The sequence below is a fragment of the Bradyrhizobium sp. 199 genome (genome assembly GCF_023073355.1).
In the GTDB taxonomy this organism is placed as follows: domain Bacteria; phylum Pseudomonadota; class Alphaproteobacteria; order Rhizobiales; family Xanthobacteraceae; genus Bradyrhizobium.
In genome coordinates, this window is the sequence record NZ_JADPJI010000005.1 from 2,311,948 (window position 1) to 2,338,947 (window position 27,000).

Genomic DNA, 27,000 nt, shown 5'->3' on the forward strand with positions numbered 1-27,000 from the left:
GATCGTGCGCCGCAGTCAGACTGTCAGAGACACCCGCAAGCGCCGCCACCCGATGACGACGCCGGTCATGGAGAATACGAATCCTAGCGCACATAGCCCGACGATTACGACATCGCGCAAAGACGGATGCGCCATGAGGATCGGAAGATCGAGCGTATGCAGCGCGCCGTACGCCCAGCGATAGGCACGACGCGAAGAGTCCAGCCTTTGCAGCAAATTGCCATCGGCGCCGTCGATATCGAACCAGAGCTCGCCGCAGCGTGAGCGGTAGACCGGCGCACCAGGGACGGCAGATCGAACTGGATAGTCGTCGCTCTCGGCAACAACGGACGGTGCGGCGCAGCCCGCGGCGAGGCGCGTCGTCAATTCCTGAACGTCGCGCGCGCTCAAAAATCCCGTGTATCCCTCATTCGCCGTCTCTGCGGCCGTGACCAGAGCCTGGCTGCCGAGAGCGACCCGGTCGCGCCGGTAGACATTGCCGTTGAAGGCGAACCATTCGATCTCGCGGGCAGACGCCGATATCGGTTGCCGTTCGAGCGACGAGGCAGCCACCCAATCCGGCGCGGCGTTCATCACGCCGGCCTCTGCCGGGGCCAGTTGCCCGCGCGAGAACAGCCGTCCGTGATCCATGGAGAGCCAGCCGCTGAAAATCCAGCTCAGCACGAAGGCCGCGGCGCCAAGGCCAACGAGATGATGCAGCGCGTGCCAGCCGCGATAAGGTGAGGACATCCGGTGTCCGCGCAGCTTGACCTGCAGGATTCCGAGCAACGCGCCCAGCATCGCTGCCATCAAGGCCAGCAGTGACAGTGTCCAGACCACGCGATCCCACAGCGCCCAATTGCTTCTCAGCACGGTCGGATAGATCCAGTGCAGCACGCTGCCGACGAGATTCCAGCCGCGCTCGCTTCGCGTCGTATCCAGCACGATCTCGCCGGTGAGCGACGAGACATAGACCTCCGTCCCGGCAGCGTCGTCGAAGGCTACGCGAAACAAGGGCCGATGGCGGTCGAATCCGTTCGGTACGCTCCACTGATCGTAATCCGCCTGCGCGAGGATCGTTGCGCGTGCGGCGTCGAGCCTGCGGCTGCGGGCGTGATCCTGCGAGATGGCGCGCGCGGCATCGGAAGACGTCACCCGCGCCTCCTGTCCATCGAAGGCGCGGACCGCACGCCGATGCGATGGCCCCGACACGACGTAGACCGGCCCGTCACTTCGCTGGATCAGCCGAACGCGCGTTGCATCCTTGATCCCGCTGGCGGCTACCGCGTCATGCACCGCCATTCGAACCTGAACGCGATCGACCGGCGCGAGGCCGGAAAAGCGCTCCGCTTCCGTCAGCGACGGGAACGGAACGAAGTGCATCACGATGCCGGTCGCGAACCACATCGCGAACAGCAGGCAGAACGCGATCCCGAGCCAGCGGTGCAGCAGGATGATCGCGCCCATCATGCGCTCAAGGCCTCACCATTTGAACGCCGCCGAGAGCTCATAGGTGCGCGGCGCGCCCAACAGGATCTGGTCGGGATAGAACGGATCGCCCCAGATCGCGTAGCGCTTGTCGGTGATATTGCGGACCCGGAAGGTCAGGCGCGCCCGCTCGACGGCATTGAACACGGTCTTGGGGATGTCGACGAAGGCATAGACGTCGGCCACAGTATAGGCCTTCATCGTCACGACGTTGGCGTCGGTGTTGTAGCGGTCGCCGACATGGCGGCCGGTGATGCCGAGCTCCACCGGCCACGGCGTGAAGAAGCGCCAGGAGGCCCCCGCGTTGGCGACGATGCGCGGCACGTTCGGCGGCGCGTTGCCGGAGAACGAGCCACCGATGAAATTGTAATCGGCATAGCGCGCATCGACATAGGCGATGTTGCCCCACAGCCGCAACGGATCGATCGGACGCACCGACGCCGCAAGCTCGACGCCCCTCGATTCCTGCCGCCCGGCAATGTTGAGCGCCTGCCCGCCGGCCGCGGCATAGACGTTCTTGCGCAGGATGTCATAGGCCGAGAACGACCACTCTGCCCGGTTGTCCCAAAACAGGTGCTTGACGCCGGTCTCGTAGGTGCGCGCGGTTGTCAGGTCGAGCGGCTGGGTCGGCCCCAGCAGGAAGATGTTGTTGGCGGAAATGTCGGCGCCGGTGGCGTATTGGCTGAAGAAGGTCAGGCCCGGCACGGCTTCCCAGGTGTAGCCGATGCGACCCGTCACTGGCGCCCAGTCTTTGGTGAACGGGAAGCCCGCGTTCACAATCCCGGCGGCGTCGGTCGAATTGCGGTCGAGCCCGATGTGCTCGACGCGCAGGCCGCCGACCAGCGCGAAGTTCCGCGTCAGCTTCAGCCGGTCCTCGAACGACAGCGCCTCGTTGTCGATGCGCGCTGTCTGCTGCTTGGTGGTGAGCAGGCCGTAAAAGCCGCGGTTGGGATCGACGAGATCAACGGAATCCCCCGGAAAGTTTGCCGCGCCGGGCCTGACAAAATCGAGATAGCTCGACGAGAGCGTCGTAACCAGGCGGTTGTCGAAACCGGCGATATCGGTGTCCCAGACCAGGTCGGTGATGTTGGCGACCAGGCGCTGGCTATGCGCGACATAGAAGCGCTCGCGATCGACCAAGTTCGTGGTGGAATTGAACGCCTCGATCTCGTTGTTGAACCATTTGCGCTCCGCGCCGTAGCCATAGGCCTGGCTTTTCAGCGTCAGGTCGGGGGCGAGTTTCAGCTCGAAGCCGCCGCGCAGCCACACCTCTTGCGCGACGTTGCGATTGTCGAGGACGTTGTAATTGGTGTTAAAGGTGCGGTTGTCGATGGTGACTGCACCAAGATTGGTTTTGTTGTAATTCGAGACATAATTGCCCGAGACGATCCCAGTCGTTGCATGCGAGCCGCTGAAGGCGACCGGCACCAGCGGGGCGCCCCAATAGGCCTTCGATCGGTCTTCCCGATATTCGACCGCGCCCCAGATCTTGAGACTGTCGGAGATGCGGTAGTTGAGCTGGCCGGAGGTGCCGAACGTCTTGACATTGGTGTCGTCGGCAAAGCCGTTGAGCGTCGAACGGCTGACGTCGAAGCGATAGTCTAGTCCCTGCACATTGGTGCTCCCGCCTGAGCCGTAATGCGCGCGGAACGAGTTCAGGGAGTCCCAGGAGAAATCAGCTTCGTTCCTGATAGCTCCGGTGTGCGGCTGCTTGGTGACAAAATTGATCGCGCCGCCGGCGGCGCCCTCGCCCGAGATCAGCGAGGCCGGGCCTTTGAGGAATTCCACCGCCTCCAGATTGGCGGTGTCGGTGATCCGCGAGGTCATGTTCTGCGGACCGATCTTGATGCCGTTGTTGAGAGTGTTGATCTGGCTGTTGGTGAAGCCGCGCATGGAGAAAGCCGCGGGCTCGGCCGGATTGTCGCCGGCGCTGACGCCGACGGCGCCCTGCGCCACCTCGGATACGGTGCGATAGCCCTGCTCGCGCATGGTCTCGGCCGAGATCACCTCGACGGTCGCGGGCGTTTCGCGCACCGTCAACCCGAGCCGCGAGGCGCTTTCGGCGACGGCATTGGAGTTGAGCGGCGTTGGTGCGGTTGCAGCCGGCAGGGCGGGCTTGGGGGCCGCGACTGCGCTCGCCGGCCTGCGCGCGGCTGCGCGGCGCGGGCTTTGCGCGTCCCGGCCACCTGGCCTCGCCTGCTTGCGGGATTCGGCCGGCGACACCTCGACGGGCGGCAGGGGTTCGCGGGCCTGCTGCGCAAGGGCGGCGGGCACATCCAAAGCGGCAAAGGACGTCAGCACGGCAGAGGCGAGCAGGAATTTTCGCGATCGTACGATGCGGATAGAAGACACGGCTTGGACCTCGGTATGACGTCAGTGGCACGTCACAGCGAACGAGGTCTCACCTTTTGGCCCTTGAGCCGTCCGATGAAGCCGAATGTCTGTACTCCCCGACCGACATCTCGCGTGTGACCACGGCTGACGGCAGGTCTCCTGGCTCGCGGGTCAGTACCTTGCATCGCCTTCCCGGGACCGAGATACCCAGTGGCTCGTGACGCAAGATTCGCCGCTTACAGTTGCGGGGGCAGCCGCGGCATTGGGGACAACCTCCCCGCACCGCATTCCCTTTTCATCCCCTCTCGGGGAAACCGTCGCGAGCATCTAGGATTACGATCCAGACAGAGTCAATGTACCAGTTGCGGTGTTATCGCCACGACGACCAATTTCCCTGGAGATAAGCATGGAAGGCGAGACCTTCCTCTGGCTGATACGGCACGCCCCCGTCGCGGGCGTGAAGGGGACGATCCACGCCGCCGATGCGCCGGCCGATCTCGGCGATCGCGCGCAGCTGGATGCGCTGCGGCGGCGTCTGCCTGGGAATGCCGCGTGCTTTGCCAGCCGGTCGCGACGCACGGTCGAGACGGCGCGCGCGCTGGGGCTCGAACCGGAGTTGATCGGTGATTTCGGGGAGCAGGATTTCGGCGACTGGACCGGCCATCGGCACGACGAGCTCACTGCCACCGGCGGGGAGACCTATGCGCAGTTCTGGAGCGATCCGGCCAATGCGCGGCCGCCGGGCGGCGAAAGTTTTGCGGATCAGGTCGCGCGCGTCCGGCTGGGCCTGTCGCGGATCGGAGCCGGATCGGCCACGCTGGTCGTGCATTCCGGCACCATCCGCGCCGCGCTCTGCATCGCGCTGGACCTCACGCCACAAGCAGCCTTGCGCTTCGTGATCGATCCGCTGTCGCTGACCCGGATCGATCGCCTCGCGAGCGGCTGGCGCGTCGTGTCCGTCAACCAGCGGATCAGCTAGGCCTGTCCGGCACGTTGGCCTGCGCGAACGTTGCCATGCCGTTGTGAAGAGCACAGGCCGACCGAACCAAGGGCAGCGCGATGGCGGCGCCCGATCCCTCGCCGAGCCTGAGATCGAGGCTGATCAGCGGCTGCACGTTGAGCGCGCGGAGCACCAGACGATGTCCCTGCTCCGCCGATTGATGCGAGGCTAGCAGGTACGGCTGGCATGACGGGTTCAGCCGCACTGCTGCGAGCGCTGCCACCGACACGATGAAACCATCGATCAAGACAGGGATGCGGGCTTGCGCGGCCGCGATGATCGCGCCTGAGATTGCCGCAATCTCGAGACCGCCGACAGTGCACAGGATTTTGTCGGGCGAAGCCCCTGCAACGCCGTGCAGCGCAATCGCCGCATCGATCACCCGCGCCTTGTGCGCGCGGCCGGCCACATCGACCCCGGTGCCGTTGCCCGCAATCTCCCCGGCGCTGCTGCCAAGCAGGCTCGCCGCAACCGCCGCCGAGGCCGTGGTGTTGCCGATCCCCATCTCGCCGAAGATCAGCAGATCGGGCTGATTGGCCGCCGCACGCGCGACCGCGCGCTGGCCGGCCTCGAAGGCAAACGCCAGCTCGGCAGGGGTGAGCGCAGCCTCCACGCTGAAATCGCGGGTGCCGCTGCGCGGCTTGTCAGTGATGAGATCTGCCATTTCCTCCTGCGCCAGCGTGCCGGCGTCGACCACCTCCAGGCTGGAGCCGAGCTCACGCGCCAGCACCGAGATGGCCGCGCCGCCGGAGGCAAAATTCGCCATCATCGCGATGGTCACCGCTTGCGGATAGGCCGAGACGCCTTGCGCGACGATGCCGTGATCGCCGGCGAAGACGATGATCGGCACGCGCGCGGCGCGGGGCTGCTCCGTCGCCTGCAAGCCTGCAAGCTCGATCGCCAGCTGCTCGAGCCGGCCGAGCGCACCGGCCGGTTTTGTCAGTTGCGCCTGACGTGCGATCGCCGCCTCGCGGTGCATCGCGGAGATCTCGGGGCACTGTTGATAGACCCATTCGGGGAGCATGCTGCCTCGCTTAACGCGCGCGCTTGAGGATGTAGCTGTCCATGATCCAGCCGTGCCGCGCGCGCGCGTCCTGCCGCGCCGCGACGATGCGCGTGCCGATCTCGGCCAGCGCGCCGGACATGATGATCTGATCGGGCATGCCGAGATAGGCGCCCCAATAGATGTGCATCCCGGCCGGATCGAGCGACTGGAACGCCGTGTCGCCGTCGAGCATCACGACGACAGTATCGACGCCTGCCGGCCAGCCGCCTTCGCGCAGGCGCCGCCCCGTCGTGACCAGAAAGGCCTCTCCGATGTCGTTGAGCGGCAGAGCATGTGCCGCGCACAGCGCCTGGATTGAGGTGATGCCGGGCACCACTTCGATCTTCGGCGAGGGATTGAGCCGGCGCGCAATGCGCAGCGAGGAATCATACAGCGAGGGATCGCCCCAGATCAGCAGCGCGACCTTGCCCTCGCCTGCAAGATGTCTTGCGATCGCTTGCTGCCAGGTCGTGGCCACCGCGTCGTGCCAATCGTCCACGCCCTTGCGGTAATCCGTTTCACCGGCGTCGCGCACGGGAAGATCGAACTCGGCGATCTCGGTCTTGTCGCTGGTGAGCACGTCCGCGCAGATCGTCCGCCTGAGATCGGCAAGATCGGACTTCACCGTCCCCTTGCGCGGGATCAGGACGAGGTCGGCCGCGTTGATCGCTTCAATCGCGGCGCGCGTGAGCTGGTCGGGATCGCCGCAGCCGATGCCTATCAGGGAGAGCGTGAGCATCGCGAGCGCGAAGAGCGGCGTACCGCCCTTCGCTGATCCCTCAGGCCGCGTTGTGCAGGCGCGGGGTGACGAGGCCGGGCGCGGTGACGCCGCGCAGCGATTTCGCCAGTGCCAGCACGGCGAGATCGGCGAGCGGCTCGATCACGATGACCAGCGCATAGGAGGCCGCGAACGTCGCAATGCTGGCGAGGTTGCTCATGGCAAAACCGGAGCCATAGAGCGCCCAGAAAGCCACCCAGGCGATCACGCCGGCCTGATAGGTCGTCGAAAGCGCCAGCGCCTGACGATACTTCAAATCGACATAGGCGGTGTTGCAGGCAATGATCCGCGTGGCGATGGCCTGGATCGCGAACAGCGGCACCAGCAGCGTCGTGACGTTCATGCCGTATTGCGGCAGGTCGACGGGCTCGAACAACATGCCCTGAAGCAGCAGGCCGAACGCGAGGCCGAAGGCCGCGGGCGCCGCGCCGAACAGCAGGAACAAGGTCGAGCCGAGGATGAAATGCACTTCGGACACGCCGACCGGGAAGTGCGGCAGGATCTCGAAGAAGACGAAGACAAGGACCGTCGTGGCCAATGTTCGCGCTGCGAACGAGATGAGGCCCTGCTCGCGCACGGTCTGGGCCGCGAGCTTCAAGGCAACGCCGCCTGCGGCGAGGCCGGTTGCGTAACTCAACACGAGCTTGGCTTCGGACACCAGTCCGGGTTCGATGTGCATGGCTCAATTCCTTCCTGCCGTCACACCCGACGGCCTTGACCTCAATACGTGCAGGGCCGGTCTCCTGGCTCGCGGTTCACTGGGATCTCCGGCCTTCCCGAACCTTTCGGCCCAGTGGCTGATCGGAGCCCCTCACCGCTTACAGTCGCGGGGGCGGCCGGGGCTTTGGGCGCCGCAACTTGGTCCGCCCGTCCCCATTCCCGATTATGCTCCGGCGCTTTGCGCCGCGTTGAGCACCATGCCTGTCCTGTGTGCCCCTTTCGGCGAGCCGGCGTCAAGGGGAGAAGGGCGACCGCGGCCGTCACGACGGATAATCCCCCGCCAGCGCGCCGAACAGGATCACCGCGGCGGTCGAGGCGCCGCCGCCGCGGGCAAGCTGCTCGGCAAGCTCGGCAATGGTGGTGCGGACCAGCCGCTCGTCGGGGCGGCCGAGGGATTCGGCGAACAGCGCCGGCGTATCCGCGGCGAGACCGTGTGCGACCAATTTTGCGGCAAGCGCCGGAAAGGTACGCCGGCCCATATAGACCACGGTCGTCGCTTCGGGGTCGGCCAGCGCCGCCCAGTTCAGATTGGGCGGCAGCTCGCCGGTGACATCAGCCCCGGTCACGAACTGCACCCGGCGCGAGGTATGACGACGGGTCAGGGGGATCCCGGCCTGCGCGGCGGCCACACAGGCCGAGGTGACGCCGGGGATGATCTCATAGCCGATGCCGGCCTCACGCAGCGTCTCCAGCTCCTCCTCGAGCCGGCCGAACATACCGGCATCGCCCGACTTGAGCCGCACCACGCGCAAACCTGTTGCGGCATAGTCGACCAGGAGACGGTTGACATGGTGCTGCTTGGTCGAGGGCCGCCCTGCGCGTTTGCCGACCGCGACGAGATTGGCACCGGGCCGTGCGAGATCGAGGATCGCGCCGGAGGCAAGATCGTCATAGAGCACGACATCGGCCTCGCGCAGCCGCGCGGCGCCCTTGAGCGTGAGCAATTCAGGGTCGCCCGGGCCGGCGGAGACGAAGGAGACAAAACCGCTCACCGGTCCTCCGCGATCAGATGGAAGAACGTGCCGGTGGCACGTCCGCGCTGCGAGCCGGTCTCGGCAATGATTGCGCCGGTTGCATCATGCACGACCGCCAGCGGCCTATCAGGCTGCGCAATGATCGTCGAATAGTGGAACTCATGGCCGCGCAGTCGCGCGCCGGCCTGATGACCCGGCATCGGCGCTGCGAGCTCGGCCAGACGGTAGCCTAGATGCATGCGGCGTTTGGCAAAGCTCGTTTCGAGGCCAAGCAGGCCTGTCATCTCATGGCGGATACCATCCGCGTCGGTCAGAGCGGTTCCCAGCACCATATAGCCCCCGCATTCGCCATGCACCGGCCGCGTTTCCGCGAAGGCGCGCAGGCCGCTGCGAAAACGGGCGCTGGATGCGATCCTCCCGGCATGAAGCTCGGGATAGCCGCCGGGCAGCCAGCAGACGTCGGCGCTCGCGTCAGGCGCCTCATCCGCCAGCGGCGAGAACGGCACTATCTCGGCACCCGCTGCGCGCCAGGCCTCCAGCATATGCGGATAGACGAAAGAGAATGCGGCATCGCGCGCAAGCGCCACGCGTTGTCCGGGCGGCGCCACGTTCAGACCGTTCGCGGCAAGTTGCGGCGACCAGCTTGCAGCCGAGCGCAGCACCGCGTCGAGATCGACGTGCTCGGCAACGAAGCGCGCGGCCTCGTCGATCAGCTTGCCGATCTCAGCCTGCTCTTCGGCCTGCACCAGGCCGAGATGCCGCTTCGGCATGCTGATCTCGGCATGACGCGGTAGCGCGCCGAACACGGCAATGCCGGCCTCGACGAGAGCGCGCCGCACGAGGGCTTCATGGCGCGGGCTGGCGACGCGATTGAGCACGACACCCGCAAGGCGCACGCCGGGACGGTAATCGCGAAGGCCTGCGGCGATCGCGGCCGCCGTCTGTGCCTGTCCGGAGGGATCGATCACCAGCAGCACCGGCCAGTCCAGCATCTCTGCGATATCGGCGGTCGCCCCGGTGCCGGAGACGCCGCGCGCGGCGACGCCGTCGAACAGGCCCATCGAGCCCTCGGCGAGCACGACATCGGCATCCGCACCGCGGCTGACGAGATGCGAGATGGTCCCGCGGTCCATCGCCCAGCTATCGAGGTTGACGGAGGCCCGCCCGGTCGCGGCAGCGTGAAAGGCCGGATCGATATAGTCGGGCCCGCTCTTGAAGCACTGCACGTTCAGTCCGCGGTTGCGCCATGCGCGGGCGAGCGCCAGCGTCAGCGTGGTCTTGCCGACGCCGGAGGCCGGTGCGGAGATGACGAGGCTCGCTGCCATCACGTCGCCTCCGGAAAGCGCGGTTCAGTGCCAACCGGCCGATAGCGACGATCGTAGTCGGCCGCATAGAGGCGGCTCTCGTCGAACTCCGCAGCGCCAAGCGTCCTGCCGACCAGGATCAGCGCGGTGCGCTCCATTTCCGTGCCCACGGCTGCATCGAGCGAGCCGAGCGTGGTGCGGACGATGCGCTGGTCGGGCCAGCTCGCACGCCAGACGATCGCGACCGGGCAGTCCGCGCCATAATGCGACGTGAGCTCGGCGATGACGTCACCGAGCAGATGGATCGACAGATGGATCGCGAGCACCGCGCCGGTGGCGGCGAACGCAGCCAGCTTCTCACCTTCAGGCATCGCGCTGGCGCGGCCGGGCGTGCGCGTCAGCACCACGGTCTGGGCAAGACCCGGCAGCGTGAGTTCGGTTTCCAGCGCGGCCGCGGCGGCGGAGAAGGACGGCACACCTGGGGTGACCGAATAGGCAATGCCAAGCGCGCGCAGGCGGCGGAGCTGCTCGCCCATCGCCGACCAGATCGAGAGATCGCCGGAATGCAGCCGCGCGACATCCTTGCCCTCCGCATGGGCGGCGGCAATCTCTGCGACGATCTCGTCGAGTGACAACGGCGCAGTGTTGACGATGCGCGCGCCCGGCGGGCAATGCGCCAGCACGCCTTCAGGCACCAGTGAACCAGCATAGAGGCAGACCGGACAGGCCGCGATCAGATCGCGGCCGCGCAAGGTCAGCAAATCAGGCGCGCCCGGTCCTGCGCCGATGAAATGCACCGTCATGTACCGTCTCCTTCCGCGATCGCCGCGGTCGCGGTGCGATCCTGCGAAACCACGCGGGTCGCAATCAGCCGCGCGCGAGGGCCAGCGCCGGCAAGCGCCGCGGCTTCGGCGATCGAACCCGTTCCGAATTTTTCAGCAACGAGCCTCGACTGCGTCGGCGTGTCGATGCCCGCCAGCAGATCGGCGGGAAACGCCGTGATCGGAACGCTGCATTCCCGTGCAAGCTGCTTCAGCGCCTCAGCATCGGCCTTGTCGCTGACGGTCGCCAGCGCAGCAAGACCTTCGGCACCGCCGGCCGCCTGCAGTGCTTCGCGCAACGAGGCCAGCGTGACATTTTTCCTGAATCCGAGGCCGGCGACTTTCATCGAACCACGCTCCACTGCACCACCGGCCGCGCCGCCTCCCAGGAACGATAGCGACCGAGCGGAGCCGCATGCGCGACCTCGACCCGCATCAGTTCGCCGCCGTGGCGCTGATGCAGCTCACCGAGCAGCGCTTCCGTCTCCAGCGTCACGGAATGCGCAACCAGCCGTCCGCCGGGCGAAAGCCGTGACCAGATCGCATCGAACATTGCGCTGTCGAAGCCGCCGCCGATGAAAACCGCGTCCGGTGCATCCAGCTGAGCGAGCGTTTCGGGCGCTTTCCCTGTGACAACGGTGATCCGGTGCGCCAGCCCGAACGCAGCGGCATTTTTGCGGATGTTCTCGACGCGATCCTCGCGTGCCTCGATGGCGATCGCCGTCCCGCCGCACAGCGCCCACTCGACCGAGATCGACCCCGATCCGGCGCCGATATCCCACAGCCGTTCGCCGGGACGCGGCGCCAGCGCCGAAAGTGCGAGCGCGCGCACCGGTCGCTTGGTGATCTGGCCATCGTGGACGAACAAATCATCTGGTAGCCCCGAGCTGCGGGGAATGGCCTGTGTTCCCCTCGCCCATAAAGCCACCGCGACCAGATTTGCGGCGATATTCTCGGCAAACAGGTCGACCCGATGCTGGTGAGTGTATTCCCGTGGCCCGCCAAGCGCCTCGAGCGTCCACATGAGTGACGCGCCCCATCCGCGCTCGGTCAGCCATTTTGCGAGAGCGCCGACCGCCGCTGCGTCGCGCACCAGGCAGATGATGCGCGCATCTCGCACGAGATGCGGCACCAGTCGCTCGAAAGGTGCTGCATGGAGACCGATGCACGTGGTGGCCTCCAGTCGCCAGCCCAAGCGCGCGGCTGCGAGGGAGAAGGTCGACGGCACCGGATGTGCAATCCACTCGTCGCTAGCGAGCTTTTCAGCGAGGCTCGCGCCGGCGCCATGCCAGAACGGATCGCCGGAGGCGAGCGCCACGGTCGGCCGACCGCGGCAGCTCAGCACGACATCCGCGTCGAAAGGCAACGGCCACGGACGGCCGCGGCTGCCGACATTCGCGAGCGCAAGATGCCGCTCACCGCCGAACACGGTTTCGGCGTCGTCGAGCGCCTTTCGGCTTGCCTCCGATAGCCCGGCAAGGCCATCTTCGCCGATACCAACGATGGTCAGCCAGGGATCAGCCAAGGAATCAGCCATGACACGCGCGCTCATTCTGGGCGGAACGAGCGATGCGAGCCTGCTCGCAGAGGCGGTCGCACGCGCAGGCATTGACGCCCTCTATTCCTATGGCGGCCGTACCTGCGCGCCCGCCGACCAGCCGTTGCCGACCCGCATCGGCGGTTTTGGCGGCGTGAGCGGACTTGCCGACACCATCCGCCGGGAAGCCATCACGCATGTGATCGACGCGACGCATCCCTTCGCTGCCGAGATGAGCCGCAATGCGGTCGCGGCCTGCGCGGCGACCGATACGCCGCTGATCGCGCTGGAGCGCGCGCCCTGGGCCCGGGCGCCCGGCGACAATTGGATCGAGGTCGCAGATGTCAGCGCCGCCGTCGTCGCACTGTCCGAGGCGCCGGCGAAAATATTCCTCGCCATCGGCCGCCAACACATCGCGCCGTTTGCCGCGAGGCCGCAGCACATCTACACGCTCAGATTCGTCGATCCGCCCGAAGCGCCCCTGCTCTTTGCAGCCGACATGATTGTATCGCGTGGACCCTTCACACTTGACGGCGAGCTGGAGATGATGCGTGCGCGCGGCATCGCATGGATTGTCGCCCGCAATTCCGGCGGCGCCGGTGCGCGCGCCAAGATCGACGCGGCCCGCATGCTCGGCCTGCCCGTGATCATGATCTCCCGGCCGGAACTGCCAGAGCGCCAGCGGGTCGAGAGCGTCACTGAAGTGATGCAGTGGCTCAGTCATTCTACCCGCCTCGGCGTATAGACCCAGCGGCCGACGCGGCGTGTCTGCGAGTTGCCGACGATCACCAGAGTGCGCATGTCGGCCATTTCTGGCCGGGCCTCGTTCAGCGTGACGGTCTCGATTTTCTCGTCGGCTGCGCTGATCGCGCGCGCGAAGATCACGAGGCGCTCGCCGCAGCCGGCCTCGCGAAGCACCGCGAGCGCGCGGCCAAATCCTTCGGGCCGGCTTGCCGAACGCGGATTGTACATCGCGATCGAAAAATCGGCTTCTGCGGCAAGGCGCAACCGCTTCTCGATCACCGGCCAAGGCTTGAGATTGTCGGAGAGATTGATCGCGCAGAAGTCATGGCCGAGCGGCGCCCCCGCGCGGGCGGCCGCCGCCAGCATCGCGGTGATGCCCGGCAGCACGCGGATCGGCAGCGCCTGATATTGCGGCGCCTGTTCGAGCGCCTCGAACACGGCGGAGGCCATCGCGAACACGCCGGGATCGCCGGAGGACACCACGACGACCTGCCCGCCTTCGGACGCAAGCCGCAAAGCCTCGCGGGCACGCTGCAGCTCCTCACGGTTGTCGGAGGGATGCAGCTTAAGTCCCGGCCGCTCCGGCACGCGCGCGACATAGGGCGCGTAGCCCAGAATGTCGGTTGCGTTGGCCAGCGCGGCTGTGACCTCGGGCGTCACCAGCGCATCGCTGCCCGGCCCGAGGCCAGCGATCGTCAAGGCCCCCGTCATTCGGCGGCGTCCATGTGCCGGCCCTTGCCGTGGACCAGCACGATCGCGAAATAAGGACAGTCCGCGCCGTCGATCTCGGCGAGCCGCACCACGCGCTCGCCCGGCATGGTGCCGCGCTCGACCAGCCAGGCGTCCTGCAGCCGGCCGGCGGAGCTGAGCGCCCGGCGCACCTTTGCGAGATTGCGGCCGGTCTTCATGACGACGAGCGCATCGGAATCGCGCATGCGCCGCTCGAGTTCGTCTTCGGGAAGCGTTCCCATCAGGACAGTGGTGACATCGTCGCCGAGCGCGATCGGCTGTCCCACGCCATTCCAGCAACCGACCATGCCGGGAATGCCCGCGACCACCTCGATCTCGACACGGCCTTGCAGGCGCGTGTGCAGGTGCATGAAGGAGCCATAGAAGTAGGGATCGCCCTCGCAGAGCACGACCACCTCGACCGCGCGCGCAAGCCGCGCCAGCCGCTCGGCCCATTCGTCGTAGAAGCCGGCGAGCAGTTGCACGTATTCAGCGCTGTCGAAGGCGATCTCGGTCGTAACAGGATATTCCATGGGGTATTCGGTGACATCAGGCGCCAGCATGCCTTCGACGATACGCCGCGCCTGGCCCGGCCGGCCCTTCTTGCGGAAATAGGCGACATGCCCCGCGCCGCGCACCGTCCGGTCCGCGCGCACGCTCATCAGATCAGGATCGCCGGGGCCAAGACCGCAGCAGATGATGCGTCCCATCGCTATTCGCTCCGGCTCGCCAATGCATTCACGGCGGCGACCGTGATCGCGGAGCCGCCGAGGCGGCCTTCGACCGTCAGCGCCGGCACAGGCGGATCGGCCATCAGCGCAGCCTTGGATTCGGCCGCGCCGACGAAGCCGACGGGGCAGCCGATGATGGCCGCGGGCCGCGGACAGTCGGGGTCTTCCAGCATGTTGAGCAGATGAAACAGCGCGGTCGGCGCGTTGCCGATCGCAACGATCGCGCCGTCGAGATGCGGCCGCCACAGCTCCAGCGCGGAGGCCGAGCGGGTGTTGCGCATCGATTGGGCCAACGCCGGCACGGCTTCGTCGCCCAGCGTGCAGATCACGGCATTGGCCGCGGGCAGCCTTGCACGCGTGATTCCCTCCGAGACCATGCGCGCGTCGCACAGGATCGGTGCGCCCTTCTGCAAGGCCGCGCGCGCGGCAATCGCCATGCCGGGCGTGAAGTGGATGTGCGCTTCCAGGCCGACCATGCCGGCGGCATGGATCATCCGTACCGCGACCTGTTCCTCGTCTGGCGTGAAGCGAGCAAGATCCGCTTCGGCCCGGATCGTCGCGAAGGATTGCCGGTAGATCGCCGCGCCGTCGGTTTCATAGATGTGCGGCATCAGTGCCCTCCCACCAGGATAGAGGGATCGCTGACGATATCGGCGCCGCTGAGCCCGCGCAGAACCGGCTCATCGCGCGTCGAGCCGCCGCGGATGAGATCGAAGCCGGCGCGTGTCGCAACCAGCGTGACTGCGGCCGTGCCGGAATGCGCGCAGCCCTTGCCGCAACCGGAAACATGAAGGCGCGCATCGGCGGCGATGCGCGGCGCGAGCGCTGCGGCCAGTGCGCGCGTATCGGCATGAGCTTCGCGGCAGCGCGGCGCGCCGCTGCAGGCGATGACGCGCAGCGCGGGGTCGAAAGGTTCGGTAATGAGGCCCGCCGCGCTCGGCATCTCGCGCTTACCCTCGCTCAGCACCATCCGCCAGGGCGTCATGCGCAGCGCATCTCCGCAACCGGCGAATTGATGCAGTGTCGTGTGCAGCATCTGCCCGAATGCGACGCCGACCATCGCACCTTGCGGATATTGCCCGGGCCGCGACACCGCCGTCACGGGCGCGGGCTCGGTCTCGCCGCGCAGCGATGGAGGCAATGCCGCGCCGGACGCGATGTGGGCGGCCATGCGTCCTCGCCCGCCCCTCGCGCCGCCGGAGACCAGGAACCAGCTTGCGAGCGCCAGCGCCGTGCTGACGGCCTCGCCGCGCGCGACCGAGCGGCCGAGCCTTGCCCCGTCGGCGCGCACCAGGAGACGGCCCGACCGATCGCGCTCGATGCGTATGTCCGCGGAATCGCCGGCGAGCACCCGCGATCTTCCGTCATCGATAGCGAAGCCGAACTTGGTGGGAAGCGCGAGCGCGCTGTCGGCGAGCGCCTCCTCCAGCTCGGCGGCGAGCGACTGTGTCTGGTCGGCTCCGCTCCAGAACGGCATCACCAGAATATTGCGACGGGCTTCGATATCGGCGTCGGCATCGAGCAGCGCCAGTTGCGCAAGGCCGTCCAGCAGCGGCCGATGGCTTTGCTCGCTGACGCCTCGGATCTGGAGATTGGCGCGGCTCGTCACATCGATCAAGCCATTGCCGTGTTGCCCCGCGAGCTCGGCAAGCCCGGTGATTTGCGCCGTTTCAAGGCGGCCACCGAACGGACGCACCCGCACCACCAGCCCGTCGCCCGATTCCATCGGCCGCAGCGCGCCGGGGCACCAGCCCTTGACCGCGGACGCGCTCATGATGCCTCCCGCAACGCCGCCGCGATCGAATTGCGGCGCGTTTGCCAGAGCGCGGCATCATGCAGGCGCGCAAAACAAGTTTCCATCGCAGCGAGCGCGCGCGGATTTTCACGCGCCATGAAGGTGCGGACGTCATCATTGCCGAGCGTCGCATCGTAGTAGAGATCGAACAGATGTGGCGGCACGGCGCCAGCCAGATGAGCGAAAGCGGCCATGTGCTCCAGCGTCGCGGTGATCTCGGCGGCCCCGCGAAAACCGTGGCGCATCATGCCGGCGATCCAGGCCGGATTGGCGGCGCGCGCGCGGACGACCCGCGAGATTTCCTCGGTCAGCGTGCGGGCGTGCGGCTGTTCGGGACGCGTCGTGTCGAGGTGATAGAGCGCCGGTCCTGTCGCGCCGAGATGGGCTGCAGCCGCCGCAACGCCGGCTTCATGCGCGGCATAATCGGCGGCGAGCAGAATATCCGTTTCCGGCAAGTCCTGGATGTGGACGAAGGCATCGGCCGAGGCGAGACGTGCCTCGATGCCGGCGCGATCGTGCTGCATCTCGCCGTCGGCCGAGAACGCCCAGGACGATGCCGACAGCCAGGCCTCGCCGGCGGCATCGCGCGTCTCCGCCGTGAACGCATCGGGAATGGCCGACAGGCCAACGCCATATTGTCCAGGGCGCGGCGCGAACACGCGTGGGGCGCGGTGGCGATAGGGATTCTCGTCGGCCTCGTCGTCCCGGCTTGCGAGCGCTTCGGCGGCTGCCTCGAACAATTCGGCCAGACCCGAAAAGACATCGCGGAACAGGCCGGAGACGCGCAGCGTGACGTCGATGCGGGGGCGGCCGAGCTCGGCCGGCGCGATGATGTCGTAACCGATGACGCGGCCGGAGGCGTGATCCCAGCGCGGCGCAAGGCCGGCCAGATGCAGCGCCATGGCGAACTCCTCGCCGGCGGTGCGCATCGTCGCCGAGCCCCAGAGATCGACGATGAGGCCTTTCGGCCAGTCACCGTGATCCTGCAAATGGCGGCGCAGCAGCTCTTCGGCGAGCTTGATGCCCTGCGCATGCGCCGACGGCGTCGGCACCGCGCGGGGATCGACGGCAAAGAGATTGCGCCCGGTCGGTAGCACGTCGTGGCGGCCGCGATAGGGCGAGCCCGACGGGCCCGGCGCGACGCGCGTCCCGGCAAGTGCGGAACGCAGCGCATCGCGCTCCGCTTCGGCGCAAGCGCCGCGGCCGAACACGTGCAGGCCATCGCCGAACTGGCTTTCCTTGAGATCGCAGACAAAGCGATCGATCCGCGGAATCGCTTCGGCCGGCGCGGCCGAAGCATCCAGACCGAGATCGTCTTCGAGGCCCGCCGCGCGGGCCTCGTCACGGATCGCAGCGATCAGCCGCTGACGGCGGGCGGGATCGAGACCGTCGGCGGTCGAATATTCGTCGAGCAGACGTTCGAGTCGGCGCAGGCCCTCCGGCACTGCAGATTTTTCCAGCGGTGGCGGCAAATGGCCAATCGTCACGGCGCCGATGCGCCGCTTGGCCTGCGCCGCCTCGCCGGGATCGTTGACGATGAAGGGATAGATGATCGGCAGGTCGCCGATCAGCGCTTCCGGCCAGCATGCTTGCGACAGCGCCACGGATTTGCCGGGCAGCCATTCCAGCGTACCATGCGCCCCCATATGCACGACGGCATCGCAGCCCTGTGCCCGGAGCCAAAGATAGAACGCGACATAGGCATGACGCGGCGTGCGGACGAGATCGTGATAGTCGGCATCGCGCGTGGCCGCATCGCCGCGCTCGGGCTGGACCGCGATGATCGAGCGGCCGCATTGTATCGCGGCGAAGTGGAACTCCCCGTCGCGACAGCTCGGATCGTCATCCGGCGCGCCCCAGGCTCGTGCGAGATCATGCTGCAGGGATTGCGGCAGACGCGAAAGCGCCGCGCGATAATCGGCAATGCGCCAGGTCAGAGTCTGCTTCAGCAGCGCTTCACCGAGCGCATGGACCGGCGCAACATCGAAACCGACCTCCGCAAGATCGGATAACAGCGCCTCGACCGAGGCCAGCGCATCGAGGCCAACAGCGTGCGCGATCTGGTGCGGACGCCCCGGATAGTTCGAAAGCACGAGTGCCAGCCGCTTGACACCGGCCGGTGTCTCCGCAAGGCGCCGCCAGGCCGCGACCCGTGCCGCGACCGCCTTCACGCGCTCCTCGTCGGGCCTGTGCGCCAGATGCGAGAATTGCAGATCGGGATCACGTTCCCCAGCGGATTTGAAGCTCACCACGCCCGCGAACAGCCGGCCGTCGACCTCGGGCAGCACCACGTGCATCGCGAGATCACCGGGCGACAGGCCCCGGAGCGACTCCGCCCAGTCCTCGCGCCGCGCCGTCGAGAGTGCAACCTGGAACACCGGGCACGATGCGGCATCGAACACAGCCGGGCCGTCGGCGCTGAGGGCCGAGAACGCCGTCGCGTTGACGATCGCGGCCGGAGGATTTTGCGCAAGATGCGCGCGCAGCCAGTCGGCAACGCCCGGAGCCTTTAGCGAGGTGACGAACACGCCGCAGGCATCAAAGCCCCGCTCGCGCAGCGCCGCGATCAGGGCATCGACCGGGCCGGTATCTGCGGCGGTGAGATAGGAGCGATAGAACGTCACCAACGCGCGCGGCTTCCCCTCGCCGCCCAAGGGCGCCGCAATGACCCCGCGCGCCGGATCGTAAAATCCCATCTCGGGCACGCTCATCTCGCCGACGACTGGCCCGGCATAGAGCCCTGAGGCAAGCGCGAGTTGCGCAATCGCAGCTTGCGCGGCAACCGGGCCGCCGGTGTCGCAGAGCACCTTGAGCCGGCGCAGCGTCGAGACCGGCAAGGTCGAATAGGCATCGAGCCTGACGTCGTCGCGGCCATCGGCCGGCAGCACGGCAAGGACGATGCCGCGGTCCTTCGCCAATTGATGCAAGGCCGCCAGCCCATACGCCCAATAGGACTCGCCGCCGATCAGGCGCACCAGGATGCCGCGCGCCTGGGACAGCGTGCGCTCGATATAGGTATCGACCGACAGCGGGTGACGCAGCTCCGCAAGATTCGCGAGCCGCAGCGACGGCAGGCCGCCCTGGCCGCGCCGCCAGCCGGCCGCGAACGCGGCGAGATCGGAATCAGAATACGAGAGCACCACGAGATCGGCCGGGTCCTGGCCGATGTCTCTTGGCGTCGCGGTCTCTTCGAGACCACGGCTCTCGCGGAAGACGACGTGCATCAGACACCAAGTCCTGCTTTGATGGCGGCCTCGTCGATATCGCCGTGCTCGCCGATCACCACGAGCTTGGAATGCCTGACACCCGCGCCCCAGGGCTTGTCGAACTGGTGGCGCACGCGCTCGCCGACCGCTTGCAGCAACAGGCGCATCGGCTTGCCCGCAACCGCGATATAGCCCTTGGCCCGCAGCACGTTCTGCTCGCGCGCCAGACGCTGGACCGAGGCGACCAGCGCATCAATGTCAGCCACTTCAGGCAGATCGATCACGACGGAGGCGAAATCGTCGTGCTCGTGATCCTCCTCGCCGTCGTGATGGGAGGGGCGCGCGGCGAGATCGTTTTCGGCGGCAGCACCGAGACCGAGGATCAGGCGCGCATCGATCACCCCGTCGGTGACGGCCAGCATCGGCACGCGGCGCGGCATCTCGGCGGTGATCGCCGCCTTGGCGGCTTCAATGCCGGCGGCGCCCGCAAGATCAGCCTTGGTCAGCAGCACGATGTCAGCGCAGGCGATCTGGTCCTCGAACACTTCCGACAGCGGCGTCTCGTGATCGAGATTCTCGTCCGCCGCGCGCTGCGCTTCCACCGCAGCGGGGTCAGGCGCGAAGCGGCCGGCCGCGACGGCCTCGGCATCGGCCAGCGCGATCACGCCATCAACCGTGATGCGCGAGCGGATCTCAGGCCAGTCGAACGCCTTCAGCAGCGGCTTCGGCAGCGCGAGGCCCGAGGTCTCGATCAGGATATGATCGGGCCGCACCGGGCGCGCCAGCAGTTTTTCCATGGTTGGAATGAAGTCGTCGGCAACGGTGCAGCAGATGCAGCCGTTGGCGAGCTCGATGATGTTCTCCTCCGGGCAATTCGCATCGGCGCAGGACTTCAGGATCTCGCCGTCGACGCCCTCACTGCCGAACTCGTTGACGAGCACGGCGAGCTTCTTGCCGTTAGCATTGGCGAGCAGATGCTTGATCAGCGTGGTCTTGCCGGAGCCGAGAAAACCCGTGACCACCGTAACAGGGACTTTTGCGAGTGAGTTCATTCGGCGGCCTCCGGCACGACGGCAACAGGGGGAATGCGGGCAAGCGATTGCTTACGGAAGATTTCGGGACGGCTGCGCCAGGGCACGATTCCGTCGGGCGCCGCCGCATAGGCCGCCGCGCCCGCGACCACGTCCTGCGCGTTGGCATCCGAGAGGCGGCCATAGACGTAGGACCAGCGGCCGGGCGCGCTCAGCGCCACGGAACAGCCTTGGCTGCAGGCGGACAGGCATTCGACGGGAACCACGTTGACGCCGTCAGGCACGCCGGCATCGAGGATCGCGCCATGCAGGCGCTTTCCGGGTGTCGCTTCGCCCTCGCCAGGCGTCTCGCCGGCGCGGCAGGTGATGCAGACGTGAAGTGTGACGGTCATCGCCTCTTCCAGATAACAACGGGAAGCGATGAGGCACACGGACCGTTCTTGCGAAGGCCCGTTTCCCCGTCGCGGAACACCCCGTCCGCCGGTCAAAATCGTCCGCGTTGGCAGGTCTCCCGGCTTGCGGAGCAGGGTTTCCCCTTCGATCCCCGCCTTCCCGATTCCCCAGGGAATCAGTGGCTTCGGGCATCTCTCCGGTCACGGTCGCGGGGGCGGCTGCATTTTGGATCCAAATCTTGCCGATTCGGAGCCTATCGCATTCCCTCTTCGCCTGTCATAGGACAGGAACCAACGCCGGGCCACCATTTGCCGGTGGCCGCCACTTGTCAAGCCGAAGGACCGGGACCGATGACGACTGAACCGGATACCCAAACAGCCGAGGAAACCGATGCCCGGCATGCCGCGAAAATGGCGAAGAAGAAAGCCGCCCGCGACAAGATCATGGCGACCAAGAGCGGCGAAAAGGGCCTGATCATCGTCCACACCGGCGCTGGCAAGGGCAAATCGTCCTCGGCGTTCGGCATGATCGTCCGCTGCGTGGCCCACGGCTTCCCCTGCGCGGTCGTGCAGTTCATCAAGGGTGCCTGGGACACCGGCGAGCGGCGCCTGCTCACCGGCCATTTCGGCGATCTCTGCCAGTTCCATGCGATGGGCGAAGGCTTCACTTGGGAGACGCAGGACCGCGCCCGCGATATCGCCGCCGCGCGCGCCGGCTGGGACAAGGCCAAGGAGCTCATCCTCGATGAGAGCTTGCGCATGGTCGTGCTCGACGAGATCAACATCGCGCTACGCTACGACTATCTCGACATCGCCGAGGTCGTCGAATTCCTGACCACGCAGAAGCCTGCGATGACGCATGTCGTGCTCACCGGGCGCAACGCCAAGGACGAGCTGATCGAGATCGCCGACCTCGTCACGGAGATGACGCTGGTCAAGCATCCCTTCCGTTCCGGCATCAAGGCGCAGGCCGGCGTCGAGTTCTGAATTCGATGGCACGCGCGCTGATGATCCAGGGGGCCGGCTCGGACGTGGGCAAATCGCTCATCGTCGCTGGCCTTGCGCGTGCCTTCACGCGCCGCGGCCTGCGTGTGCTCCCGTTCAAGCCGCAGAACATGTCGAACAACGCCGCCGTCACCGTCGATGGCGGCGAGATCGGGCGCGCCCAGGCGCTGCAAGCACTCGCCGCCGGCGTCGAGCCGCACACCGACATGAACCCGGTGCTGCTGAAGCCCGAGACCGATGTGGGGGCGCAGGTCATCGTCCACGGCAAGCGCATCGCGACCGCCCGCGCACGCGACTACGCGGCGATGAAGCCGTCGCTGATGGGTGCGGTGCTGGAGAGTTTCGAGCGGCTGAAGGCGCGCGCCGATCTGGTGCTGGTCGAGGGCGCCGGCAGCCCGGCCGAGGTGAATTTGCGCAAGGCCGACATCGCCAATATGGGCTTTGCGCGCAAGGCCGACGTGCCGGTCGTGCTGGTCGGCGACATCGACCGCGGCGGCGTCATTGCCCAGCTCGTCGGCATCAAGACGGTGATCGACCCCGACGACGCCGCGATGATCCGGGGTTTTGTCATCAACAAGTTCCGCGGCGATCCCACGCTGTTCGAGGACGGCTATCGGCTGATCGAAGAGAAGACCACCTGGCGCGGCTTTGGCGTGCTGCCCTGGTTCGCGCGCGCCGGCGAGTTGCCGGCCGAAGACGCGCTGGGCCTGAGCGACGCGCGAAAACCCGGCCAATGCAAGATCGCCTGTCTCGCGCTGTCGCGGATCGCCAATTTCGACGATCTCGATCCGCTCAAACTCGAGGCGGGCGTCGATCTCATGATGGTGCGGCCGGGGGAAGCCATTCCCGGCGACATCCGCCTCGTCATCATCCCCGGCTCGAAATCGACCCGTGGTGACCTCGCCTTCCTGCGCGCGCAGGGCTGGGACATCGATCTGCTCGCGCATCACCGCAGGGGCGGCCACGTGCTCGGCCTCTGCGGCGGCTATCAGATGCTCGGGCACAGCGTTGCGGATCCCGAAGGAATCGAAGGCCCTGCGGGCGACACGCCCGGCCTCGGACTGCTGGACGTCGAGACGGTGATGAGCCCGCAAAAGACGCTGACACGCGTCTCCGCCATGCACGCCGCGACGGACCGGCCGATCGAAGCCTACGAGATCCACATCGGCCGCACCGACGGGCCCGATCGCGCGCGGCCATTTGCGAAACTGAACGGCAAGCCGGAAGGCGCGATCTCGCGCGACGGCCGCGTCCAGGGCAGCTATCTGCACGGCCTGTTCACATCCGACGATTTCCGCCAGACGTTTTTGGCCAAGCTCGACATTCCCGCAGGCAACGAGCCCTATCACGCCAGGATCGAGAGCACGCTCGATGTGCTCGCCGAGCACGTCGAAAAGCATCTCGACGTCGAAGGCCTGCTTGCGCTAGCGCGCTAGGACTTCGCCAAGGCGCGTCCATTCGGCCTCGCTGCCGGGAAGCCCGAGGCGCAGCCATGTCGGCCTTTGTGTGAAGACCCGCGACCAGATCTGGCCATGGGCGAGCTTCTCCTGCGCAGCACGTGCGTCAGGCGTCTCGTACAGACGAAACAGCGACGCACCGCCGGCAAGACGCCATCCCAGCGTTTGCACCATCTCGTCCAGGCGGACACAGTCGCGTGCAAGCCGCGCTGAAGTGGTTTCGGCCCAGGCATCGTCGCGCAAGGCACGGCAGCCGATTGTGATTGCTGCGCCCGAAACAGGCCATGGACCCGACAGCGCCGCAAGCCTGTCGATGTCGGCAGCATTGCCAATTGCGAACCCGAGCCGCAGGCCGGCAAGGCCATAGAATTTTCCGAAGGAGCGTAAGATCACCAGCCCCGGCCGCCCTGCTTCAGACGCGAGCGACAATTGCGGAACGGCGTCCGCAAAGCTCTCGTCGATCACGAGTCGGCCGACGCGCGGCAGCAGCGCGACCAAATCCTTTGGCGAATGGCACCGGCCATCGGGATTGTTGGGATTGACGACGATGGCGAGATCCGCGTCCGCCAGCGCGTCGATCTCCCCGACCTCCTGGACATCCCAGCCTGCAGCCGACAATACGCCAGCATACTCGTTATAGGTCGGCGCGAGAATGCGCGCGCGGCCGGGAGCTGCAAGTTGCGGCAGCAATTGGATAGCGGCCTGCGCGCCGCCAAGTGCGACGATCGGCGCGCTCGTGCGGTACGCGTGCCGCGCGGCCTGATGCAAGGCATCGATCTCGGCACGCGACGGCAACGCGCTCCACGCGCGCAAGCTCACTTCGCCCACGGGATATGGCAGCCGGTTGATTCCGGTCGACAGATCGATCCAGTCTTCCGCGCGTCCACCGAAACGCTGCTGGGCCTGATCCAGATTTCCACCGTGCTCGCGCATGACCTGTTGTTTCACGCGCAGGCCAGGATCGCAAGAAGGCCTGCGAGCAGCAGCATGGCGCGGCGGTAGACCGTCAGTGCCTCGCCGATGTCCGCGCCACGCGGATCGCGCGCGCCCTCGTTCAGCCAGGGCTCGCTCGTGATGCAGCCGTGATAGATGCGGGGGCCGCTGAGCCGCACACCGAGTGCGCCGGCCATGGCCGCTTCCGGCCAGCCGGCATTGGGCGAGCGATGACGGCGCGCATCGCGCGTCATGCACGACAGCGCCTCGGACCGCCGCGGCGCCAGCAGCACGAACAGGAATCCGGTCAGGCGCGCCGGAATGAAATTGGCGGCATCGTCGATGCGCGCCGCGGCCCAGCCGAAGGCTTCATGCCGTTCGCTGCGATGGCCGATCATGGAGTCCAGCGTGTTGATCGCCTTGTAACCGAGAATCCCCGGCAGACCGAACAGCGCGCCCCAGAACACCGGCGCCACGATGCCGTCGGATGCATTCTCCGCAAGGCTCTCGATCGCCGCACGCGCGATGCCGGCTTCATCGAGCGCCGCGGGATCGCGGCCGACGATACGCGAGACCGCCTCGCGCGCGGCCGCGATATCGCCAACCAGCAGTGGATTTGCGACCGCAGCCACATGATCATGCAGCGAGCGCAGCGCGACCAGCGGCCAGGCCAGGGCGCCCACGATCACGATCTGGATCCAACCCGAGGCCAGCAGGACCTGAAGCGCCCAGCCGATCACAACGGCGAGCGCGATCACCAGGAGTGCTCCGGCGATGCCGGCAGCGCGGCGAAGTGCCGGCGGATCGGACGTGCGATTCCAGCCGCGATCCATGGCGCCGATCAGCCGCCCCAGCCATGTCACGGGATGGCCGATCCGCGCGAACAGCCACGACGGCCAGCCCGAGAGGGCATCCACCGCCATCGCCACCACCATCGCGCCCGCAAAGCCCACACCTGCCTCCTGTCCCGCCCCTGTTGCGCAAAGCGAGGCGCGAGCGCAAGCCCCCGGTCGCCTGATTTCGGCTTTGTCTTTGGTCGCGTTTGGTGATTAGTCAGGCTCCCAGGAGACTTTGATGGCCGTCATCTTGATCACGGGCGGAGCGCGATCGGGCAAGAGCAAACGTGCGGAAATGCGCACGCGCGCCTTTCCCGGCCAGCCCGTCTATGTCGCGACGGCTGAGGCGCTCGACGCTGAGATGGAGGCGCGGATCGCGAGGCATCGCGCGCGGCGCGCAACCGACTGGATCGAGCGCGAGGTGCCGCTCGATCTCGTCGACGTGCTGGTCGCAACCGATGGCGGCGGCCCAAGGCTGGTGGACTGTCTGACGCTGTGGCTCTCCAACCTGATGCACAAAGAGCGTGATTGGGAATCCGAGGTGAGCGAGCTCGCCGGCAGCCTGCCCGGTCTGAAAAGCCCCGTCGTTTTCGTCACCAACGAAGTCGGCCTCAGCATCGTGCCCGACAACGCCCTGGCCCGCAGCTTTCGAGACGCTGCCGGGATCATGAACCAGATGATCGCGGCGGCTGCCGACGAGGTCGAGTTCGTCGTTGCCGGCCTGCCGATGAAGCTGAAATGACAGCACGTACCGAGCTTCTCGAGGACATCATTGCCGATCTCCGGATAGCGGCGTCGTTCGTCACGATCCTTCCTGTGGCATCATCGAAGCCAGTGGCTGACGGCGCGATCGCGCGCGCGACCTGGGCCCTGCCCGTCGCGGGGCTGCTGGTCGGCCTCGCCGGCGCGTTGGCCTACAACATCGCCAGCCGGTTCGGACTGCCCCCGAGCCTTGCTGCCCTGCTCGCTTTGGCTACGACCGCCCTCATCACCGGCGCGCTTCATGAAGACGGCCTTGCCGACACCGCCGATGGGCTCGGCGGCGGGCGAACGCGCGAGCGCAAGCTCGAGATCATGCGCGACAGCCGCATTGGCACCTATGGCGTCTGCGCGCTGATCCTGTCGTTCGGAGTGCGCTGGAGTGCGCTCGCCGCGATCGCCAATCCATGGGCCGTCGCGCTTGCGCTTTGCGCTGCGCACGTTGCGGCCCGCGCGGGTGTGCCGGCTTTCATGTCACTCGTGCCTCCGGCGCGGCCCGACGGACTTTCGGCCAGCGCGGGCGCCCCACCCGGCCGCAGCGTCGCCATTGCGCTCGCGCTTGGAACGCTCGCCCTCGCGCTCGCGTTAGGGCCGGGCAAGGCGCTGGTCGGCCTGATCCTGCTGTCGCTCGCGGGCCTGATGCTGGCGCGGCTTGCCATCCGTCAGATCGGCGGACAGACCGGCGACATCCTCGGCGCGTTCGAGCAGCTCGGTGAGATCCTCATCCTGCTGGTTGCCGCAGCCTTCCAGGTGGGACGCTAGGTCATGGTCGAGTTCGACGACGCCTTCCGCCGGCATTTGCGCGAGCTGTTCGTGTGGCGGCGCGACGTGCGCCGCTTTCGAGCTGACCCGCTGCCGGCCGGCGCGATCGACCGCCTGATCGAGACCGCTTGCCTGTCACCCTCGGTCGGCCTGAGCCAGCCCTGGCGCTTCGTCGTCGTCGACGATGCCGCTCGCCGCCGCGCCGTCACCGGCGATTTCAGGGCCTGCAACGCCGATGCGCTGAATGCCTATGCCGGCGAGCGCGCGGCGCGCTATGCCGCGCTGAAACTCTCGGGCCTGGAGCAAGCTCCCGGCCACCTCGCCGTGTTCGCCGACAAGGCCAGCGACATCGGCCACGGCCTCGGCCGCGCCACCATGCCGGAGACAACAGAATATTCCGTGGTCGCCGCGATCACCGCGATGTGGCTCGCCGCGCGCGCCGAGAGCATCGGCATCGGCTGGGTGTCGATCCTCAATCCGGATCGTATCCACGCCATTCTCGATGTACCCAATACCTGGAAGTTCATCGCCTATCTCTGCATCGGCTATCCCGAAACCGAATGCGACCAGCCCGAACTGGAGCAGGCGAAATGGGAGCATCGGCGCGGCGCGGATGCGTTCACGCTGCAGCGTTGATTGA

General features: G+C 67.1%; 26 protein-coding genes and 3 riboswitches. Of the genes, 7 read left to right on the plus strand and 19 right to left on the minus strand.

Going from position 1 to position 27,000, the window contains the following annotated elements; genetic code table 11:
- Positions 1-15: 15 nt before the first annotated feature.
- Positions 16-1,449 carry a PepSY domain-containing protein gene (locus IVB28_RS19770; RefSeq protein ID WP_247528300.1) on the minus strand — a complete coding sequence of 478 codons (1,434 nt, stop codon included), beginning with the start codon at positions 1,447-1,449 and terminating at the stop codon, positions 16-18.
- Positions 1,450-1,461: 12 nt separating this feature from the next.
- The gene (locus tag IVB28_RS19775; protein WP_247528301.1) at positions 1,462-3,819 is read right to left on the minus strand and encodes a TonB-dependent receptor; all 2,358 of its coding nucleotides are present in this window, start codon (positions 3,817-3,819) and stop codon (positions 1,462-1,464) included.
- 113 nt (positions 3,820-3,932) lie between these two features.
- A riboswitch (cobalamin riboswitch) is annotated at positions 3,933-4,135 on the minus strand.
- A gap of 72 nt (positions 4,136-4,207) precedes the next feature.
- Between IVB28_RS19775 and IVB28_RS19780 the strand changes: the two genes are divergently transcribed.
- Positions 4,208-4,780 carry a histidine phosphatase family protein gene (locus IVB28_RS19780; protein ID WP_247528302.1) on the plus strand — a complete coding sequence of 191 codons (573 nt, stop codon included), beginning with the start codon at positions 4,208-4,210 and terminating at the stop codon, positions 4,778-4,780.
- On the opposite strand, the gene cobT is transcribed toward IVB28_RS19780, so the two are convergent.
- The 8 genes from cobT to cbiT form a co-directional block, all read right to left on the minus strand.
- Positions 4,773-5,825: a nicotinate-nucleotide--dimethylbenzimidazole phosphoribosyltransferase gene (cobT, locus tag IVB28_RS19785; protein WP_247528303.1), complete on the minus strand. Its 1,053-nt coding sequence runs from the start codon at positions 5,823-5,825 to the stop codon at positions 4,773-4,775. The genes IVB28_RS19780 and cobT overlap by 8 nt on opposite strands.
- Positions 5,826-5,835: 10 nt before the next feature.
- On the minus strand, positions 5,836-6,585 hold the full coding sequence (gene cobF / locus IVB28_RS19790) for a precorrin-6A synthase (deacetylating) (RefSeq protein ID WP_247528304.1): 750 nt from the start codon (positions 6,583-6,585) through the stop codon (positions 5,836-5,838).
- 40 nt (positions 6,586-6,625) lie between these two features.
- Positions 6,626-7,303 (minus strand): energy-coupling factor ABC transporter permease, encoded by a 678-nt coding sequence (locus IVB28_RS19795; protein WP_247528306.1) that lies wholly within the window; start codon positions 7,301-7,303, stop codon positions 6,626-6,628.
- Between the two features lie 36 nt (positions 7,304-7,339).
- Positions 7,340-7,559: riboswitch (cobalamin riboswitch) on the minus strand.
- 45 nt (positions 7,560-7,604) lie between these two features.
- Positions 7,605-8,336, minus strand: a complete 732-nt coding sequence (cobA, locus tag IVB28_RS19800; protein ID WP_247528308.1) for a uroporphyrinogen-III C-methyltransferase — start codon at positions 8,334-8,336, stop codon at positions 7,605-7,607.
- Positions 8,333-9,643 carry a cobyrinate a,c-diamide synthase gene (locus IVB28_RS19805; RefSeq protein ID WP_247528310.1) on the minus strand — a complete coding sequence of 437 codons (1,311 nt, stop codon included), beginning with the start codon at positions 9,641-9,643 and terminating at the stop codon, positions 8,333-8,335. The genes cobA and IVB28_RS19805 overlap by 4 nt, the downstream gene beginning before the upstream one ends.
- The gene (gene cobM / locus IVB28_RS19810) at positions 9,643-10,425 is read right to left on the minus strand and encodes a precorrin-4 C(11)-methyltransferase (RefSeq protein WP_247528312.1); all 783 of its coding nucleotides are present in this window, start codon (positions 10,423-10,425) and stop codon (positions 9,643-9,645) included. Before cobM ends, IVB28_RS19805 begins: the two co-directional genes overlap by 1 nt.
- The gene (locus IVB28_RS19815; protein WP_247528314.1) at positions 10,422-10,790 is read right to left on the minus strand and encodes a cobalamin biosynthesis protein; all 369 of its coding nucleotides are present in this window, start codon (positions 10,788-10,790) and stop codon (positions 10,422-10,424) included. The genes cobM and IVB28_RS19815 overlap by 4 nt, the downstream gene beginning before the upstream one ends.
- On the minus strand, positions 10,787-11,968 hold the full coding sequence (gene cbiT, locus IVB28_RS19820) for a precorrin-6Y C5,15-methyltransferase (decarboxylating) subunit CbiT (RefSeq protein ID WP_247528609.1): 1,182 nt from the start codon (positions 11,966-11,968) through the stop codon (positions 10,787-10,789). Before cbiT ends, IVB28_RS19815 begins: the two co-directional genes overlap by 4 nt.
- A gap of 10 nt (positions 11,969-11,978) precedes the next feature.
- On the opposite strand from cbiT, the gene IVB28_RS19825 reads away from it, so the two are divergent.
- A complete protein-coding gene (locus IVB28_RS19825) occupies positions 11,979-12,725 on the plus strand; it encodes a cobalt-precorrin-6A reductase (protein ID WP_247528316.1) in 747 nt (248 codons plus the stop codon).
- On the opposite strand, the gene cobJ is transcribed toward IVB28_RS19825, so the two are convergent.
- From cobJ to IVB28_RS19860, 7 genes are read right to left on the minus strand one after another with little or no spacing between them, the layout of a single operon-like run.
- Complete coding sequence (gene cobJ / locus IVB28_RS19830) at positions 12,701-13,435, minus strand: precorrin-3B C(17)-methyltransferase (protein WP_247528317.1); 735 nt, start codon at positions 13,433-13,435, stop codon at positions 12,701-12,703. The two genes, IVB28_RS19825 and cobJ, sit on opposite strands and share 25 nt — an antisense overlap.
- A complete protein-coding gene (locus tag IVB28_RS19835; RefSeq protein WP_247528318.1) occupies positions 13,432-14,163 on the minus strand; it encodes a precorrin-2 C(20)-methyltransferase in 732 nt (243 codons plus the stop codon). Before IVB28_RS19835 ends, cobJ begins: the two co-directional genes overlap by 4 nt.
- Positions 14,164-14,165: 2 nt before the next feature.
- The gene (locus IVB28_RS19840; RefSeq protein WP_247528319.1) at positions 14,166-14,795 is read right to left on the minus strand and encodes a precorrin-8X methylmutase; all 630 of its coding nucleotides are present in this window, start codon (positions 14,793-14,795) and stop codon (positions 14,166-14,168) included.
- On the minus strand, positions 14,795-15,958 hold the full coding sequence (cobG, locus tag IVB28_RS19845) for a precorrin-3B synthase (RefSeq protein ID WP_247528320.1): 1,164 nt from the start codon (positions 15,956-15,958) through the stop codon (positions 14,795-14,797). Before cobG ends, IVB28_RS19840 begins: the two co-directional genes overlap by 1 nt.
- Positions 15,955-19,203: a cobaltochelatase subunit CobN gene (gene cobN / locus IVB28_RS19850; protein WP_247528321.1), complete on the minus strand. Its 3,249-nt coding sequence runs from the start codon at positions 19,201-19,203 to the stop codon at positions 15,955-15,957. Before cobN ends, cobG begins: the two co-directional genes overlap by 4 nt.
- Positions 19,203-20,237: a cobalamin biosynthesis protein CobW gene (gene cobW / locus IVB28_RS19855; protein ID WP_247528322.1), complete on the minus strand. Its 1,035-nt coding sequence runs from the start codon at positions 20,235-20,237 to the stop codon at positions 19,203-19,205. Before cobW ends, cobN begins: the two co-directional genes overlap by 1 nt.
- On the minus strand, positions 20,234-20,608 hold the full coding sequence (locus IVB28_RS19860) for a DUF1636 domain-containing protein (protein ID WP_247528323.1): 375 nt from the start codon (positions 20,606-20,608) through the stop codon (positions 20,234-20,236). The genes cobW and IVB28_RS19860 overlap by 4 nt, the downstream gene beginning before the upstream one ends.
- A 91-nt stretch (positions 20,609-20,699) precedes the next feature.
- Positions 20,700-20,919: riboswitch (cobalamin riboswitch) on the minus strand.
- Between the two features lie 40 nt (positions 20,920-20,959).
- On the opposite strand from IVB28_RS19860, the gene cobO reads away from it, so the two are divergent.
- Complete coding sequence (cobO, locus tag IVB28_RS19865; protein WP_247528325.1) at positions 20,960-21,595, plus strand: cob(I)yrinic acid a,c-diamide adenosyltransferase; 636 nt, start codon at positions 20,960-20,962, stop codon at positions 21,593-21,595.
- A 5-nt stretch (positions 21,596-21,600) separates the two neighbouring features.
- A complete protein-coding gene (locus tag IVB28_RS19870; RefSeq protein WP_247528328.1) occupies positions 21,601-23,049 on the plus strand; it encodes a cobyric acid synthase in 1,449 nt (482 codons plus the stop codon).
- Here the strand turns inward: IVB28_RS19870 and cobD are convergent.
- Both cobD and cbiB read right to left on the minus strand, forming a co-directional pair.
- Positions 23,038-24,003: a threonine-phosphate decarboxylase CobD gene (cobD, locus tag IVB28_RS19875; protein ID WP_247528611.1), complete on the minus strand. Its 966-nt coding sequence runs from the start codon at positions 24,001-24,003 to the stop codon at positions 23,038-23,040. The two genes, IVB28_RS19870 and cobD, sit on opposite strands and share 12 nt — an antisense overlap.
- 11 nt (positions 24,004-24,014) lie before the next feature.
- A complete protein-coding gene (cbiB, locus tag IVB28_RS19880; RefSeq protein WP_247528330.1) occupies positions 24,015-24,956 on the minus strand; it encodes an adenosylcobinamide-phosphate synthase CbiB in 942 nt (313 codons plus the stop codon).
- 121 nt (positions 24,957-25,077) lie between these two features.
- On the opposite strand from cbiB, the gene cobU reads away from it, so the two are divergent.
- Genes cobU through bluB form a run of 3 tightly spaced genes read left to right on the plus strand, consistent with a single transcriptional unit; the run spans position 25,078 to position 26,996 of the window.
- A complete protein-coding gene (gene cobU, locus IVB28_RS19885; protein ID WP_247528332.1) occupies positions 25,078-25,581 on the plus strand; it encodes a bifunctional adenosylcobinamide kinase/adenosylcobinamide-phosphate guanylyltransferase in 504 nt (167 codons plus the stop codon).
- Positions 25,578-26,360, plus strand: coding sequence for an adenosylcobinamide-GDP ribazoletransferase (gene cobS, locus IVB28_RS19890; protein WP_247528334.1), 783 nt, complete (start codon positions 25,578-25,580; stop codon positions 26,358-26,360). The genes cobU and cobS overlap by 4 nt, the downstream gene beginning before the upstream one ends.
- A 3-nt stretch (positions 26,361-26,363) precedes the next feature.
- Complete coding sequence (gene bluB / locus IVB28_RS19895; RefSeq protein WP_247528336.1) at positions 26,364-26,996, plus strand: 5,6-dimethylbenzimidazole synthase; 633 nt, start codon at positions 26,364-26,366, stop codon at positions 26,994-26,996.
- Positions 26,997-27,000: the final 4 nt, after the last annotated feature.

What these genes read in the sequence shown, in the direction of transcription:
- IVB28_RS19770 (WP_247528300.1), bottom strand. Translation starts at nt 1,449, where the DNA reads ATGATGGGCGCGATCATCCTGCTGCACCGCTGGCTCGGGATCGCGTTC.
- IVB28_RS19780 (WP_247528302.1), top strand. Translation starts at nt 4,208, where the DNA reads ATGGAAGGCGAGACCTTCCTCTGGCTGATACGGCACGCCCCCGTCGCG.
- cobT (WP_247528303.1), bottom strand. Translation starts at nt 5,825, where the DNA reads ATGCTCCCCGAATGGGTCTATCAACAGTGCCCCGAGATCTCCGCGATG.
- cobF (WP_247528304.1), bottom strand. Translation starts at nt 6,585, where the DNA reads ATGCTCACGCTCTCCCTGATAGGCATCGGCTGCGGCGATCCCGACCAG.
- IVB28_RS19795 (WP_247528306.1), bottom strand. Translation starts at nt 7,303, where the DNA reads ATGCACATCGAACCCGGACTGGTGTCCGAAGCCAAGCTCGTGTTGAGT.
- IVB28_RS19805 (WP_247528310.1), bottom strand. Translation starts at nt 9,643, where the DNA reads ATGGCAGCGAGCCTCGTCATCTCCGCACCGGCCTCCGGCGTCGGCAAG.
- cobM (WP_247528312.1), bottom strand. Translation starts at nt 10,425, where the DNA reads ATGACGGTGCATTTCATCGGCGCAGGACCGGGCGCGCCTGATTTGCTG.
- IVB28_RS19815 (WP_247528314.1), bottom strand. Translation starts at nt 10,790, where the DNA reads ATGAAAGTCGCCGGCCTCGGATTCAGGAAAAATGTCACGCTGGCCTCG.
- IVB28_RS19825 (WP_247528316.1), top strand. Translation starts at nt 11,979, where the DNA reads ATGACACGCGCGCTCATTCTGGGCGGAACGAGCGATGCGAGCCTGCTC.
- cobJ (WP_247528317.1), bottom strand. Translation starts at nt 13,435, where the DNA reads ATGACGGGGGCCTTGACGATCGCTGGCCTCGGGCCGGGCAGCGATGCG.
- IVB28_RS19835 (WP_247528318.1), bottom strand. Translation starts at nt 14,163, where the DNA reads ATGGGACGCATCATCTGCTGCGGTCTTGGCCCCGGCGATCCTGATCTG.
- IVB28_RS19840 (WP_247528319.1), bottom strand. Translation starts at nt 14,795, where the DNA reads ATGCCGCACATCTATGAAACCGACGGCGCGGCGATCTACCGGCAATCC.
- cobG (WP_247528320.1), bottom strand. Translation starts at nt 15,958, where the DNA reads ATGAGCGCGTCCGCGGTCAAGGGCTGGTGCCCCGGCGCGCTGCGGCCG.
- cobN (WP_247528321.1), bottom strand. Translation starts at nt 19,203, where the DNA reads ATGCACGTCGTCTTCCGCGAGAGCCGTGGTCTCGAAGAGACCGCGACG.
- cobW (WP_247528322.1), bottom strand. Translation starts at nt 20,237, where the DNA reads ATGAACTCACTCGCAAAAGTCCCTGTTACGGTGGTCACGGGTTTTCTC.
- IVB28_RS19860 (WP_247528323.1), bottom strand. Translation starts at nt 20,608, where the DNA reads ATGACCGTCACACTTCACGTCTGCATCACCTGCCGCGCCGGCGAGACG.
- cobO (WP_247528325.1), top strand. Translation starts at nt 20,960, where the DNA reads ATGACGACTGAACCGGATACCCAAACAGCCGAGGAAACCGATGCCCGG.
- IVB28_RS19870 (WP_247528328.1), top strand. Translation starts at nt 21,601, where the DNA reads ATGGCACGCGCGCTGATGATCCAGGGGGCCGGCTCGGACGTGGGCAAA.
- cobD (WP_247528611.1), bottom strand. Translation starts at nt 24,003, where the DNA reads ATGCGCGAGCACGGTGGAAATCTGGATCAGGCCCAGCAGCGTTTCGGT.
- cobU (WP_247528332.1), top strand. Translation starts at nt 25,078, where the DNA reads ATGGCCGTCATCTTGATCACGGGCGGAGCGCGATCGGGCAAGAGCAAA.
- cobS (WP_247528334.1), top strand. Translation starts at nt 25,578, where the DNA reads ATGACAGCACGTACCGAGCTTCTCGAGGACATCATTGCCGATCTCCGG.
- bluB (WP_247528336.1), top strand. Translation starts at nt 26,364, where the DNA reads ATGGTCGAGTTCGACGACGCCTTCCGCCGGCATTTGCGCGAGCTGTTC.